Source organism: Labrys miyagiensis (assembly GCF_030160835.1).
Lineage (GTDB): Bacteria > Pseudomonadota > Alphaproteobacteria > Rhizobiales > Labraceae > Labrys > Labrys miyagiensis.
In genome coordinates, this window is sequence record NZ_BSPC01000005.1 from 448,831 (window position 1) to 464,110 (window position 15,280).

Below are 15,280 nucleotides of genomic sequence, written 5' to 3' on the forward strand. Positions count from 1 at the left end.
CCCGGTAACGCCCTTATTGCAAAGATGATGGCATGTGTTGTGATGACACCGGCTGTCTGATTCGGCCGCACCGACGGAGTTCCCATGACCGATATCTTCACCCGCCGCCAGATCGTGACGCTGCTCGCCGGTCTGGGGCTTGCCGCTACGGCACCTGCCGCCTTCGCTGCGCCCAAGCCGGGCGCGGATCCGACGCCGGTGATACCGGTCAATCCAGGCAATCTGCGGCTGGCGGTGCTCCTCCCGGTCAAGGACGATCCCTTCTACAAGGCCTGCGCCGATGGCGCCCAGGAGGCAGCGGCCCAGATCGGCGGCCTCGACATCGTCGTCGCCGCTCCCGACAAGCGCAATCTCCGCGACCAGGCGATCCTGCTCAACGGCTTCGTGAAGCAGAAGGTCGACGCCATCGCCATCGTGCCGGTGGATGCGGCAGAGCTCGGCCCGATCTGCCGGCGGGCCATGGCGCGCGGCGTCAAGGTCATCTCCTTCGACCAGCCTTTGCCGCAGGCGACCCGCCTCATCCATCTCGACGCGGTCAGCAGCCGCGGCAAGGCCTCCGCCTTCATGGACATGCTGGCCGGCGACGTGAAGCAAGGCGGCGATATCGCCATTATCGCTGGTAATAAGCCGGGTTCCGAGGGGCAAGCCCTGCTTTCCGACACCATGGCTGAGTGGCTGAAGCCGGCCTATGGCAAGCTCAAGCTCGCCGCCACCGTGTTCGGCAACGAGGACGACAAGGCGGGCTACGCCGCCGCCGAGAGGCTTCTCGCCGATCATCCCGATCTCAAGGGCATCCTGGTCTTCAACGCGGCAGCCCTGGTGGGGGCGGCGCAGTGCATTGCCGACAAAGGGCTGACAGGCAAGGTCTTCGTCACCGGCTTCGGGCGCCCCTCGCAGTTGAAGGCGGCGATGGAGGCGCAGACCATCGAATGCTTCGCCTCGGTCAATCCGGTCGATCTCGGCTATGGCGCGGTGCAAATCGCCGCGGCGCTCGCCAAGAACACGCTCACGGCCAATACCGGCAGCACGCTCGAGGCGGGGCGCCTCGGCCAGATCACCGTGGCCGAAGGCGGCGTCGCCACGCTGAAGCCCTTCGTGGTGGACGTGAAGAATTTCTCGAAATTCGCGGACGTGTATTGAAGGGCGCCGCGCGAAAGCCTCCCCCACGAAGCTGGGGGAGGTGGCACGACGAAGTCGTGACGGAGGGGGTGTGGGCGGAGTAAGTGCTTGAAGCGTCGACCTCGTATCGCTTCCCACGCCTTATCCTGACTACACCCCCTCCGAGCCGACTTCGCCGGCCCACCTCCCCCAGCTTCGTGGGGGAGGCCTCGCGCGGCGCCCTTCCTCCCTCCATACCGCTCAACTTCGCGCATCGGGGCCTCCTCACCTTGACGCTCTTCGCGCCCTCGGAAATGAATTGCGCAACAAGCAATTCGTCCGGCCCTCGACGGCCGAGCCTCCCGACAGGGAGTGAGGAGCGCCCGAGGTCAGCATGTCCGCAACTGCCGTTCTCGATGTCGGCAAGACCAATGTGAAACTGGTGCTGTTCGAGGGCGCCGCCATCGTCTGGCAGGCCTCGATGCCCAACCGGCCGCTGCCGGGCCCGCCCTATCCCCATGCCGATGTCGAGGCGATCTGGCGTTTCCTGCTGGACGGCTTGCGCCAGGCCGGGGCCGAGCACGCCATCGCCGATATCGCCGTCACCACCCATGGCGCCGCCATGGCGCTGTTGGGCGAGGATGGCCTCGCCCTGCCGGTGATGGACTATGAATTCGAGGGCGTCGACACGATCGAGGCCGAGTACGCGCCTTTCCGGCCGTCCTTCGCGGAGGCGCTATCGCCGCCAATGTCGGCTGGGCTGAACTCCGGCCGCCAGATCTTCTACCAGGAGACGCGCTGCGCCGAGAGCTTCGCCAAGGTCAGGCACATCATTCCCTACCCGCAATATTTCGCCTGGCGCCTCACCGGCATCGCCCGCAGCGAGGTCACCGGCATCGGCGGCCATTCCGACCTTTGGGCCATGCAGGAAAGGCGCCTCTCCTCCCTCGTCACGCGGCGCGGCTGGGAGCCTTTCTTTCCGCCCTTCGTCAAGGCCTATGAGGCGATCGGGCCGTTGCTGCCCGCGGTGAGGGCCGAGACCGGCCTACCCCAGACCGTGCGCGTGCGAGCCGGCATCCATGATTCCAACGGCTCGATCCTGCCGCACCTCATCTCTTTCGAGCCGCCCTTCACCCTGATCTCCTCGGGGACCTGGGCGGTGATCATGGCGATGGGCGCCGATCCCACGCGGCTCGATCCGGCGCGCGACATGCAGGCCTATGCCGATGTCGAGGCGCGGCCGGTGCCGGCTGCCAAATTCATGGGCGGACGCGAATATGCGGTCATCCTCGACGGCGCCGAGCCCGGCTGCGGCGAGTCCGATGTCGCCGCCGTGATGGCCGCCGGGGCGCTGGCGCTGCCGAGCTTCGTGCCCAATGGTGGTCCCTTTCCGGCCCACCCTTCCGAGATCCGTGGCCGCCTTCCCGAAGGGCCGGGCATGCGCGCCGGCCTCGCCAGCCTCTATTGCGTGCTTTTGACGGACTATCTGCTCGAGGCACTGGGAGCGAACGAAGGCCCGCTGCTGGTCGAAGGCAGCTTTGCAGCCAACGCCACCTATTGCAGCCTGCTCGCGGCGCTGCGTCCGTATCAGGCGGTGCTGAGCAGCGTCGACAGCGGCGGCACGGCCTATGGCACCTCGCTGCTGGCCACATGGCCGGACATGCCGGCCCGCGAGCCGCTGCATCAGGCGCAGGCTTACCGCGATGTCGCTGGGCTGGAACGCTACAAGGCCGCCTGGCGTGCAACGCTGCCGGGGTAATCCTGGGTCGCAGACATCCCTGCCTGCTCTTCCCGGGTGCGCGGACGTCTCGTCCGCATCTTCCTATCCACATGTGCGCCAGTTCCAAGAGCGGACGAGACGTCCGCGCACCCGGGAAGAATTGATCAGACAAATTTCGCTCACCCCTTGCAATCGGCGACAAGGCAGGCATCAATGCTGTATCTGCGCGAGGGGACTCGGTATTCCCACCGCCTCGCGCATGCACAGTCCAACCGACCGGCAAAAGCCGGCGATTTTCTGGAGGAGACGACATGTTCGAGAACCAATCGCGCCGCAACACCTTGAAGATCCTGGGCGGCTCGCTGCTGGCCGGCACCCTGCCGCTCACCGCCACGCCGGCCTTCGCCGCCAACAAGCGCATCGCGCTGGTGGTGAAGAATCTCGGCAATTCCTATTTCGATGCCTGCCGCGATGGCGCCCAGAAGGCCGCCAAGGAGATCGGCGGCTTCGACATCATCTACACCGCCCCGACCAAGGCGACCGCCGAAGACCAGATCGCCGTGATCGATGCGCTGATCGCCCAGAAGGTCGACGGCATCATCGTCTCCGCCAATGACGCCAACGCCCTCGTGCCCGTCGGCAAGAAGGCGATGCAGCGCGGCATCAAGGTGATCTCCTTCGACAGCGCCATCGCCAAGGGCGGGCGCATCATGCATCTCAATGCCTCTTCGACGCCGATGATCGGCGCCAAGCAGGTGCAGATGATCTCCAAGACCCTGAACGGCGAGGGCGAGGTCGCCATCCTCTCGGCCGCCTCCACCATGACGAACCAGAACTCCTGGATCGCCGCCATGAAGGAGGAGTGGAAGAAGCCCGACTATGCCAAGCTCAAGCTCGTCGACATCGTCTATGGCGACGACCAGGACGACAAGTCCTATCGCGAGATGCAGGGCCTGGTGAAGACCCACCCGAACCTCAAGGGCGTGATCTCCCCCACCACCATCGGCATCCGCGCCGGCGCCAAGGCGATCATCGACGGCGGGCTGGTCGGCAAGGTCCATATCACCGGCCTTGGCCTGCCGTCGGAAATGAAGGATGCGGTGCTGAAGGGCGCCTGCGACTCCTTCGCGATCTGGAACCCGGTCGATTACGGCTACTGCTCGACCCAGATCATCGCGGGCATCATCAATGGCGAGAAGGCCGGACCCGGCGATACCGTCAAGATGGGCTCGAAGGGCGAAACCAAGATCGGCGAAGATGGCGAGGCTGTGATGGGCGAGCCCTTCACCTTCGACAAGTCGAATGTCGAGGAATACGCGAAGATCTTCTGAGGTACGGACTTTTGAGAATGAAGCGCGGGAAGCCTCCCCCACGAAGCTGGGGGAGGTGGGCCGACGAAGTCGGCTCGGAGGGGGTGTGGCCAGGATAGGGCACTGCGACCGCGCCCTGGGGTTCCATTTCCCGTGCCTTATCCTGACCACACCCCCCTCCGTCATTGCTTCGCAATGTAGCGCACACAACTTGTGTGCGCGACCTCCCCCAGCTTCGTGGGGGAGGCAAGCCGCGCCTAGCTGGACCCCTTTATGCCCTCTGCCTCCGCCGATACCCCGCTTCTCTCCCTGACTGGCGTGTCCAAGCGTTTTCCCGGCGTGCGGGCTTTGCATGACACCCACCTCACCCTCTATCCCGGCCAGGTGACGGCGCTGCTCGGCGAGAACGGAGCCGGCAAGTCCACCATCGTGAAGATCCTCACCGGCATCTACACGCCCGACGAGGGTGAGATCCGCGTCGGCGGTGAAGCGGTGAGCTTTTCGAGCCCGCGTGACGCCTGGGCGGCTGGCATCACCGCCATCCACCAGGAGACCATCATGTTCGATGAGCTCTCGGTGGCCGAGAATGTCTTCATGGGCCATATGCCCAAGGGTGCGGGCGGCCTGGTCGACTGGGGCGCCGTCCACAGCCGCACGCGCGAATTACTCAAGCGCCTCGACAGCGACATCGATCCGGCCGAGCCCTTGAAAGCGCTCGGCGTCGCGCAGAAGCATCTGGTGGAGATCGCCCGCGCGCTCTCGCACGAGGCGCGCATCGTCATCATGGACGAACCCACCGCCGCGCTTTCGGCCCGCGAGATCGACGATCTCTTCCGCATCATCGCCCAGCTCAAGGCCGAGGGGCGGGCCATCCTGTTCATCTCGCACAAATTCGAGGAGATCTTCCGCGTCGCCGACCGCTGGCTCTGCCTGCGCGACGGCGAGCATGTCGGCGAGGGCGCCATCTCGGAGGCGAATCCGCCCCAGCTCGTGCGGCTGATGGTGGGCCGTTCGATCGAGCAGGTCTTCCCCAAGCGCGAGGTGCCGATCGGCGACGTCGCGCTGGAGGTGAAGAACCTCTCCAACCCCACCGAATTCGCCGACATCTCCTTTGTCTTGCGCAAGGGCGAGATCCTCGGCCTTTACGGCCTCGTCGGCGCCGGCCGCTCGGAGGCGATGCAGGCCGTGTTCGGCATCAGCAAGCCCAGCGCAGGCGAGATCAGCCTTGCCGGCAAGCCCCTGTCGATCCGCACGCCGGCCGACGCCATCACCGCCGGCATCGCCTATGTGCCGGAGGACCGCCAGATCCAGGGCGCGGTGCTGCCTTTCGGCGTGCGCGAGAATACCACGCTGGCAAGCCTCTTCCGCCACGCCCGCGGCGGCTTCCTCTCGCTCGCTTCCGAGATCCAGGACACCCGCCGCCTCGGCACGCGTCTCTCCGTCAAGGCGGCCTCCTGGGACCAGCGCCTGCAGGAACTCTCCGGCGGCAACCAGCAGAAGGTGGTGATCGCCAAATGGCTGGCGACCAACCCGAAGGTGATTATCCTGGACGAGCCGACTAAGGGCATCGATGTCGGCTCCAAGGCGGCAGTGCACGACTTCATGGTCGATCTCGCCGCGGAGGGTCTCGCCGTGGTGCTGATTTCCTCCGAACTGCCGGAGGTGATGGGCATGTCGGACCGCATCCTGGTGATGCATGAGGGCCGCATCGTCAGGGAATTCGCCCGCGCCGACATGGACGCCGCCGCCATCGTCACCGCCGCAACGGGAGGCCATGCATGAGTGAGAAGAGACTGTCCTTCCCGGCGCGGAGTCAGGAAAATGATGGCGTTCGGGGTGCGGGGTGGCGCCGTCATTCCGGCCGAAGAGCCGGAATCCACGACCACCGGCTTCTCCGGACCGGTGATCGGCCTTCGGTCCGTTCGTCGAGCGCGCTGTTCATGGATTCCGGCTCTTCGGTCGGAATGACGATCCGCCTCTTTCTGAAAGGATCGTCGACATGACAGGAATTTGGCGGCGCTATGGCCGCGAGATCATCCTCGCCCTCATCGTCGCAGGCATGATTCTCGCCATCGGCCTGCGCGCGCCGGTGTTCCTGAGCGGGGATTCCCTCAGTTCCCTGCTCGACGACACCACCATCCTCGCCATGCTCGCTCTGGCGCAGATGGCGGTGATCCTCACCCGTGGCATCGACCTGTCGGTGGCGGCCAATCTTGCTTTGAGCGGCATGGTGGCCGCGCTGTTCTCGATCTGGGCACCGAACGTGCCCATCTTCATCGTCATCCTGGTGGCGATTGCCGTCGGCACCTTCTTCGGCTTCCTCAATGGCGTCTTCATCGCCTGGATCGGCATTCCACCCATCGTGGTGACCCTCGGCACGCTCGCCATCTATCGTGGCCTCGTCTTCATCGTCTCGGGCGGCAAATGGATCTCGTCGGATTTGATGACGTCGGCCTTCCTCGCCTTTCCGCATGCCATCGTGCTCAATATTCCCAGCCTCCATATCTTCGGCCTGCAGACTCCCAACCTCCATATTTCCAGCCTGGTCTGCCTCGCTGTCGCCGTCGCCGTGCTGATGGCCATCTTCCTCGGCTTCACCACGGTGGGGCGTGGCCTCTATGCGGTGGGCGGCAATCCCATCGCGGCGCGCTATTGCGGCATTGACCTCTCGCGCCAGCAATTGCTGGTGTTCACCCTGTCGGGCGCCGTTTCGGGCCTGTGCGGTTATCTGTGGGTGGCGCGCTTCGGCATCGCCTATACAGAGATCGCGCTCGGCTATGAGCTCAGCGTCATCGCGGCCTGCGTCATCGGCGGCGTCTCGATCGGCGGCGGCATCGGCTCGGTCACCGGGGCGCTGCTCGGCGCGCTCTTTCTCGGTGTCGTCGTCAATGCGCTGCCGGTGATCAATATCTCGCCCTTCTGGCAGATGGCGATCTCGGGCGCGGTGATCCTCGCTGCCGTGGTGGTCAATGCCAGGGCCGAACGCAGGCAGGGCAAGCTTATCCTGCCCGAGGCGCGCCGCCGCGCCGCTGCGCGAGAGGGAGTGCGCTCATGAGCGAACAGACCCGCTACCAGGTCCTCGACCGCGCGCCCTGGCGCCTGACCGACTGGCTGCTGCGCTGGGAGACGATCCTGTGCATCCTGCTGGTGCTCGTCATCGTCGTGAACGCTGTTGGATCGCCCTACTTCCTCGATGTCTACAACCTCTCCGACATGACGCAGAACTTCTCGGAGAAGGCGATCATCGCGCTCGGCATGGCGCTCCTCATCCTCACCCGCGAGATCGACCTTTCGGTCGCCGCCACCGTGGCGCTCTGCTCGCTCGCCATCGGTTATGCCGCACAGGCGGGCTATGGGCCGGCGCCGCTGATCGGGGTGGGCATCCTCGTCGGTATCGTCTGCGGTGCCTTCAATGGCTGGCTGGTGACCGGCTTCGGTCTGCCCTCGATCGTGGTGACCATCGGCACCATGTCGCTCTATCGCGGCATCGCCCAGGTCGTGCTGGGCGACCAGGCCATCACCACCTATCCGGACGAGTATACCAGCCTCGCCCAGGGCTACATCATCCAGACCCCGCCACTCTATCTCGCCTTCATCCTCTTCCTGGTGCTGGCGCTGATTTTCGCGATCGTGGTGCATTTCACGCCCTGGGGCCGCATGCTCTATGCCATCGGCAACAATCCGGTGGCGGCGCGCTTCTCGGGCATCCCGGTCAACCGCATCCGCTTCCTGCTCTTCGTGCTGACGGGCCTGCTCTCGGGCCTCGCCTCGGCCCTGCTTACCGCCCGCATCGGCTCGACCCGCCCCAATATCGCGCTCGGCTGGGAACTCGAAGTGGTGACCGTGGCGGTGCTCGGCGGCATGTCGATCGCCGGCGGTTCCGGCACCATCCCGGGCGTGGTGATCGCCGTCTTCGTGCTCGGCCTGACGACCTTCGGCCTCACGCTGATCAACGTGCCCGGCATCGTCATCAACGTGATCCTGGGCGTGTTGCTGGTGGCCGCCATCGCTCTGCCGATCATCGTGCGGCGGGTGCTGGGGATGCGGGCGCAGTAGGCCTACCAGGCAACGAACTCCTCCCGTCCGCCGAAAGCCGCTGGAAAGCCTTTGTAATGCGGCAGGTCGTCGACAACAGGCAGCACCGCGTGCTGGCACTGGACATGGAACTGCGGCCGGAATTCGCCTTTGGGCAGCAAGTAGCCGTTGACGCTACGCATGCCGACGCCGTCGATCTCGGAGAACAGATGCATGCTGCAAGCCACTGGAAACACCTTCCAGTTTTGCGCGCAGCCGAGGCGATCTGCCCTGCCAAAGGGCTTCGGCTTCGCATTTGCTGGAACACTCTGTCGCTCCGCCCTGTGATCACATTTCGTTTCTTGCTGCTGCATGGCCTCGGCGCGAAAGAAAACGTCGCGCTGGCGCTTTTATGTGCTTGTCCCCTGCTTGGAAATGTGTCATGTCACCCTTCCATATTAGGACAGCTATGCTGTCCCATTAGGGATGCCGCTGCGGTTCAGGCTGGCGGCACGCGGATAAGCCGAAGATGGCCCACAGGCCCGGCCACGCCGTAGGACAAGAACTGCCCTCTCGCGTTTCAGCGCAAAGCGGTGCAGCATGGAGCAAAGCCAGGAAAAGTGAGTACGGGTTTTCCGTTTGGCTCTGCGACAATGTGTGAAGCAAAGCTGGTATCGGCTAAGCGACACATAGTAGTGCAATAAGGACAATCAGGCGGCATAGTCGCGGCCCGGCAATTGCATGGGCAGGCGATCAGGGCGGCTGAGTGTCCGGCAGACAGTTTATTGGTGATCGAGGCAGAGAGGGAGACAGGCGATGAGCGCGATCTTCGAACACGGACGGCAGACGGTTTCGACAGCGGCGATTGAAGCCGCGACGAAAACCAATGCGGCCGTGGCGAAAGACCGTCTGATCGTACGAGATCCCGGCCTGCCGCAGGCCCAGGGCCTCTACGATCCGGCCAATGAGAAGGATTCCTGCGGCGTCGGCTTCATTGCCGACATGAAGAACCGCAAGAGCCATAAGATCATCTCCCAGGCCCTGCAGATCCTGCACAATCTCGACCATCGCGGCGCCGTTGGCGCAGACCCGAAGGCCGGGGATGGCTGCGGCATGCTGATCCAGATCCCGCATGATTTCTTCGCCGCCGAGTGCCAGGCGCTCGGCTTCACGCTGCCTGAACCCGGCGACTATGCCGTCGGCTTCTTCTTCCTGCCGAGGAACGAGGAAGGCCGCGTGCATGCCATGCGCGTGGTCGAGAAGGTCGTGGCCGACGAAGGCGAAGTCTTCCTCGGCTGGCGCGCCGTGCCCGTCGACAATTCGGGCCTGGGCGAAAGCGTGCTGCCGACCGAGCCCATCCATATGCAGGCCTTCATCGGTCGCTCGGCCGCCACGCCCGACCAGGACGAGTTCGAGCGGCGCCTGTTCATCATCCGCAAGGTGATCTCGAACACCATCTACAACGATGTCGAGCGCAAGCCGCAGACGGCGGGCTTCTATCCCGTCTCGGTGTCGAGCCGCACCATCACCTATAAGGGCATGCTGCTCGCGACCCAGCTCGGCGACTATTTCAGGGATCTCACCGACGAGCGCTTCCAGAGCGCCATCGCGCTCGTGCATCAGCGCTTCTCGACCAACACCTTCCCGAGCTGGACGCTGGCCCATCCCTACCGCATGGTCGCGCATAACGGCGAAATCAACACGCTGCGCGGCAATGTGAACTGGATGGCGGCTCGCCAGGCCTCGGTCGATTCGGAGCTGTTCGGCAACGATATCGGCAAGCTCTGGCCGATCTCCTATGAGGGCCAGTCCGACACCGCCTGCTTCGACAACGCGCTCGAATTCCTGGTGCAGGGCGGCTATTCGCTCGCCCATGCCATGATGATGCTGATTCCCGAGGCCTGGGCGGGCAACCCGCTGATGTCCGAGGACCGGCGCGCCTTCTATGAATATCACGCCGCCCTCATGGAGCCCTGGGACGGGCCGGCGGCCGTGGTCTTCACCGATGGCCGGCAGATCGGCGCCACGCTCGACCGCAACGGCCTTCGCCCCGCGCGCTATCTCGTCACCAGGGACGGGCTGGTCGTGCTCGCCTCCGAATTCGGCGTGCTGCCGATCCCGGAAGAAGACATCGTCGAGAAGTGGCGCCTGCAGCCCGGCAAGATGCTGCTGATCGATCTGGAGGAGGGCCGCATCGTCTCCGATGACGAGATGAAGGCTTCGCTCGCCACGGCCAATCCCTACCGCGACTGGCTGAAGCGTACCCAGATCGTGCTGGAGGATCTGCGCCCGGTGGAGGCGCGCGCCTCGCGTACCGACGTGTCGCTGCTCGATCGCCAGCAAGTCTTCGGCTACACCCAGGAAGACATCAGGCTCCTGCTGCCGCCCATGGCGACCACGGGCCAGGAAGCCGTGGGCTCGATGGGCACGGACACGCCGATCTCGGCGCTCTCCGACAAGTCGAAGCTGCTCTACACCTATTTCAAGCAGAACTTCGCGCAGGTCACCAACCCGCCGATCGATCCGATCCGCGAGGAATTGGTGATGAGCCTGGTGTCGTTCATCGGCCCGCGCCCGAACATCCTCGATCTCGAGGGCACCTCGCGCAAGAAGCGGCTCGAAGTGCGCCAGCCCATCCTCACCAATGAGGATCTGGAGAAGATCCGCTGCATCGGCCATGTCGAGGAACGCTTCGACACCAAGACGCTCGATATGACCTATCCGGCCACGCAAGGCGCCGAGGGCATGCGCGGGTCGCTCGATCGCCTCTGCGAGCGCGCCGAGGCGGCCGTGCATGGCGGCTACAACATCATCATCCTGTCCGACCGCCAGACCGGCCCCGATCGCATTCCGATCCCGGCCCTGCTGGCGACGGCGGCGGTGCATCATCATCTCATCCGCCGCGGCCTGCGCACGGCGGCCGGCCTCGTCGTGGAAACCGGCGAAGCCCGTGAGATCCATCATTTCTGCTGTCTCGCCGGCTATGGCGCGGAGGCCATCAACCCCTATCTCGCCTTCGAGACGCTGGCGGCCATGCATGCCCAGCTCGATTTCCCGGAGGAGGTCGACGAGTACGAGGTGGTCAAGCGCTACATCAAGTCGATCGGCAAGGGCGTCTTGAAGGTGATGTCCAAGATGGGCATCTCGACCTACCAGTCCTATTGCGGCGCCCAGATCTTCGACGCCGTGGGCCTGTCCTCGGCGCTGGTCGAGGAATTCTTCTTCGGCACGGCCACCATGATCGAGGGCGTCGGCCTCAACGAGATCGCTGCCGAAGCGGTGTCCCGGCACAAGGACGCTTTCTCCGACGCACCGGTTTACCGCAATGCACTCGATGTCGGCGGCGAATATGGCTACCGCATCCGCGGCGAGGACCATGTCTGGACGCCGGACAGCGTCGCCACGCTCCAGCATGCGGTGCGCACAAATGCGCAGGATCGCTATCGCGACTTCGCGCAGGTCATCAACGCGCAAGACGGCCACCTGCAGACCCTGCGCGGCCTGTTCCGCATCAAGACTGCTGCGGAACGTGGCATGGCACCGGTGCCGCTCGCCGATGTCGAGCCGGCTAAGGAACTTGTGAGGCGCTTCGTCACCGGCGCGATGTCCTTCGGTTCGATCTCGCGTGAGGCCCATGAATCGCTGGCCATCGCCATGAACGCCATCGGCGGCAAGTCCAACACCGGCGAGGGCGGCGAGGAAGCCGAGCGCTTCAAGATCCTGCCCGACGGGCGCTCCAAGCGCTCGGCCATCAAGCAGGTCGCCTCAGGCCGCTTCGGCGTCACGGCTGAGTATCTCGTCAATGCCGACATGATGCAGATCAAGGTCGCGCAGGGCGCCAAGCCGGGCGAGGGCGGCCAGTTGCCTGGGCACAAGGTCGATGCGGTCATCGCCAAGGTGCGCCACTCGACCCCGGGCGTCGGCCTGATCTCGCCGCCGCCGCATCACGACATCTATTCGATCGAGGACCTGGCCCAGCTGATCTTCGATCTGAAGAACGTCAACCCGGCAGCCGATGTCTCGGTCAAGCTCGTCTCGGAAGTCGGCGTCGGCACGGTCGCCGCCGGCGTCGCCAAGGCACGCGCCGACCACATCACCATCTCCGGCTTCGAGGGTGGCACGGGCGCCTCGCCTTTGACCTCGATCAAGCATGCCGGTTCGCCGTGGGAGATCGGCCTGGCCGAAACCCAGCAGACGCTGGTGCTCAACCGCCTGCGCTCGCGCGTGCGGCTGCAGGTCGATGGCGGCCTGCGCACCGGCCGCGACGTCATCATCGGCGCGCTGCTTGGCGCCGACGAATTCGGCTTCTCCACGGCCCCGCTGATCGCGGCCGGCTGCATCATGATGCGCAAGTGCCACCTCAACACCTGCCCGGTGGGCGTGGCAACGCAGGATCCCGTCCTGCGCAAGCGCTTCAAAGGCACGCCCGAGCACATCATCAACTATTTCTTCTTCGTCGCCGAGGAAGTACGCGAGCTGATGGCCGAGCTCGGCTTCCGCAAGCTTGACGAGCTGATCGGCCGCTCCGACCTGCTCGACAAGCAGGACGCCATCGAGCACTGGAAGGCCAAGGGCCTCGACTTCACCAGGCTCTTCCACAAGGTCGACGTGCCGGCCAATGTCGGCATCCGCCATGAGGAGAAGCAGAAGCATCCGATCGACACCGTGCTCGACCGCGGCTTCATCGCCGAGGCCGCGCCGGCGCTCGACTATGGCCGCGAGGTCGTGATCGAGGGCAGGATCACCAATGTCGATCGCACCGCCGGCGCCATGCTGTCGGGCGAGGTCGCGCTGCGCTACGGCTATGAAGGCCTGCCCGACGGCACCATCAAGGTGAACCTGACGGGTACCGCCGGGCAGAGCTTCGGCTCCTTCCTCGCGGCCGGTGTCGATCTCACTCTGGTGGGCCAGGCCAACGACTATGTCGGCAAGGGCCTTTCCGGTGGGCGCATCATCATCAAGCCGCATCCCGACACGCTGGCGGTGCCGGAGAAGTCGATCATCGTCGGCAACACCGTGCTCTATGGCGCCATCTCGGGCGAGTGCTACTTCCGCGGCGTGGCGGGCGAGCGCTTCGCCGTGCGCAATTCCGGCGCGGCCGCGGTGGTCGAGGGCACCGGCGACCATGGCTGCGAATATATGACCGGCGGCGTGGTGGTGGTGCTGGGGCAGACGGGCCGCAACTTCGCGGCCGGCATGTCCGGCGGCGTTGCCTATGTCTATGACGAGGACCAGAGCTTCGCCAAGCGCTGCAACCTGTCTATGGTCGACCTCGAACCGGTGGAAGAGGAAGAGGACCTGATGGAACGCCTGCACCATCATGGCGGCGACCTCGAGTTCAAGGGCCGTATCGACGTCTCCGGCGACATGGGCCGCTATGACGAGGAGCGCCTGCGCAAGATGATCGAGAACCACCTGCATTACACAGGCTCGACGCTGGCGCAGACCATGCTGGACGATTGGGCGACTTATCGCACCCGCTTCGTCAAGGTCATGCCGGTGGAATATCGGCGCGCCTTGCGCGAGATGGAGAGGGCCCGCACGCTGATGGCAGCGGAGTGACCGGAAGGATTGTCATCATCCCGGGCCTATGCGCCCGGGATAGAGGGATTTTGTTTCGGCCCCGGATAGCGCGGCGCGCATCCGGTTCGACCGGGGGAATTTGATATGGGCAAGGCAACAGGTTTTCTTGAAATCGACCGGCAGGACCAGAAGTACATGCCGGCGGCGGATCGTATCCGCCATTATCGCGAGTTCACCCTTCCGCTCGACGACAAGGACGTGGCCAAGCAGGCGGCGCGCTGCATGGATTGCGGCATTCCCTACTGCCACGGCCCGACCGGCTGTCCGGTGAACAACCAGATCCCGGACTGGAACGACCTCGTCTACCAGGACGACTGGGAGGAGGCGGCGCGCAACCTGCACTCCACCAACAATTTCCCGGAGTTCACCGGCCGCATCTGCCCGGCGCCCTGCGAGGAGGCCTGCACGCTCAACCTCGAGGACGTGCCGGTGACCATCAAGACGATCGAGCAGTCGATTGCCGACAAGGCCTGGTCGATGGGCTGGATCAAGCCCGAGATCGCCAAGGCGAGGACCGGCAAGAAGGTCGCGGTCGTCGGTTCCGGCCCCGCCGGCATGGCCGCCGCCCAGCAGCTTGCCCGCGCCGGCCATGACGTGCATGTCTATGAGCGCGAACCCCGCGCCGGCGGCCTGCTGCGCTATGGCATCCCTGACTTCAAGATGGAAAAGCACCATATCGAGCGCCGCGTGCGCCAGATGGAGGCCGAGGGCGTCACCTTCCACTACGGCGTCAATGTCGGGGTCACCATGAGCTTCGCCGACCTCAAGGGCCAGCACGACGCCGTGCTGATGGCGGGCGGCGCCGAGCACCCGCGCGATCCGGCCTTGCCGGGCGCCGAGCTCGAAGGCGTGCAATTTGCGATGCCCTATCTCGTGCAGAGCAACCGCCGCGTCGGCGGCGAGGATATCAGCAAGGAAGAGCCGCTGCTCACCACGGGCAAGCATGTCGTGGTCATCGGCGGCGGCGACACGGCCTCCGACTGCGTCGGCACCTCCTTCCGCCAGGGCGCCATTTCAGTGACGCAGCTCGACATCCGCCCGCGCCCGCCCGAGAAGGAAGACAAGCTCGCCATCTGGCCCTATTGGCCGACCAAGATGCGCACCTCCTCCTCGCAGGCCGAAGGCGCCGAGCGCGAGTTCCAGGCGGTGACGCTCGGTCTCGTCGGCAAGAACGGCCGCGTCACCGGCGTGAAGATCGCCAAGGCCGACGAGAAGCGCCGGCCGATCGAGGGCACGGAGACCGTGATCCGCGCCGATGCCGTGTTCATCGCGCTCGGCTTTTCCGGCCCCGTCAAGCAAGGCATGATCGACCAGTCGGGTGTCGATCTCGACAAGCGCGGCAATGTCTCGGCCACCGACAGGGACTACCGCACCTCGATGGACAAGGTTTTCGCGGCCGGCGACATGCGCCGCGGCCAGTCCCTGGTGGTGTGGGCCATCCGCGAAGGCCGCCAGGCAGCGCGGGCGATCGACGAGGCGCTCATGGGTGCCACGACCCTGCCGCGTTGACTGGTGTCATCCCGTGCGCACCGCAGCATGTAATGATGCGGTGCAG

9 protein-coding genes are annotated in these 15,280 nt (G+C 65.1%); 8 read left to right on the forward strand and 1 reads right to left on the reverse strand.

Translation table 11 applies throughout. From position 1 onward, the window contains the following. Positions 1-84: 84 nt before the first annotated feature. The 6 genes from QQL24_RS02820 to QQL24_RS02845 all read left to right on the forward strand — a co-directional run bounded on the left by QQL24_RS02820 (position 85) and on the right by QQL24_RS02845 (position 8,184). Positions 85-1,140, forward strand: a complete 1,056-nt coding sequence (locus tag QQL24_RS02820; protein WP_284310359.1) for a substrate-binding domain-containing protein — start codon at positions 85-87, stop codon at positions 1,138-1,140. 352 nt (positions 1,141-1,492) lie between these two features. Continuing rightward, positions 1,493-2,857 (forward strand): FGGY-family carbohydrate kinase, encoded by a 1,365-nt coding sequence (locus QQL24_RS02825; RefSeq protein ID WP_284310360.1) that lies wholly within the window; start codon positions 1,493-1,495, stop codon positions 2,855-2,857. Between the two features lie 272 nt (positions 2,858-3,129). Next, positions 3,130-4,149, forward strand: a complete 1,020-nt coding sequence (gene rhaS / locus QQL24_RS02830; protein ID WP_284310361.1) for a rhamnose ABC transporter substrate-binding protein — start codon at positions 3,130-3,132, stop codon at positions 4,147-4,149. 252 nt (positions 4,150-4,401) lie between these two features. Beyond that, positions 4,402-5,910 carry a sugar ABC transporter ATP-binding protein gene (locus QQL24_RS02835; protein ID WP_284310362.1) on the forward strand — a complete coding sequence of 503 codons (1,509 nt, stop codon included), beginning with the start codon at positions 4,402-4,404 and terminating at the stop codon, positions 5,908-5,910. A gap of 217 nt (positions 5,911-6,127) precedes the next feature. Further along, positions 6,128-7,183 carry an ABC transporter permease gene (locus QQL24_RS02840; RefSeq protein WP_284310363.1) on the forward strand — a complete coding sequence of 352 codons (1,056 nt, stop codon included), beginning with the start codon at positions 6,128-6,130 and terminating at the stop codon, positions 7,181-7,183. Then, positions 7,180-8,184: an ABC transporter permease gene (locus QQL24_RS02845; protein WP_284310364.1), complete on the forward strand. Its 1,005-nt coding sequence runs from the start codon at positions 7,180-7,182 to the stop codon at positions 8,182-8,184. The genes QQL24_RS02840 and QQL24_RS02845 overlap by 4 nt, the downstream gene beginning before the upstream one ends. 2 nt (positions 8,185-8,186) lie before the next feature. On the opposite strand, the gene QQL24_RS02850 is transcribed toward QQL24_RS02845, so the two are convergent. Beyond that, positions 8,187-8,378, reverse strand: a complete 192-nt coding sequence (locus QQL24_RS02850; RefSeq protein WP_284310365.1) for a hypothetical protein — start codon at positions 8,376-8,378, stop codon at positions 8,187-8,189. A 580-nt stretch (positions 8,379-8,958) separates the two neighbouring features. Here QQL24_RS02850 and gltB point away from each other — a divergent pair. After that, on the forward strand, positions 8,959-13,704 hold the full coding sequence (gltB, locus tag QQL24_RS02855; RefSeq protein WP_284310366.1) for a glutamate synthase large subunit: 4,746 nt from the start codon (positions 8,959-8,961) through the stop codon (positions 13,702-13,704). Positions 13,705-13,809: 105 nt separating this feature from the next. After that, positions 13,810-15,234: a glutamate synthase subunit beta gene (locus QQL24_RS02860; protein ID WP_284310367.1), complete on the forward strand. Its 1,425-nt coding sequence runs from the start codon at positions 13,810-13,812 to the stop codon at positions 15,232-15,234. Positions 15,235-15,280: the final 46 nt, after the last annotated feature.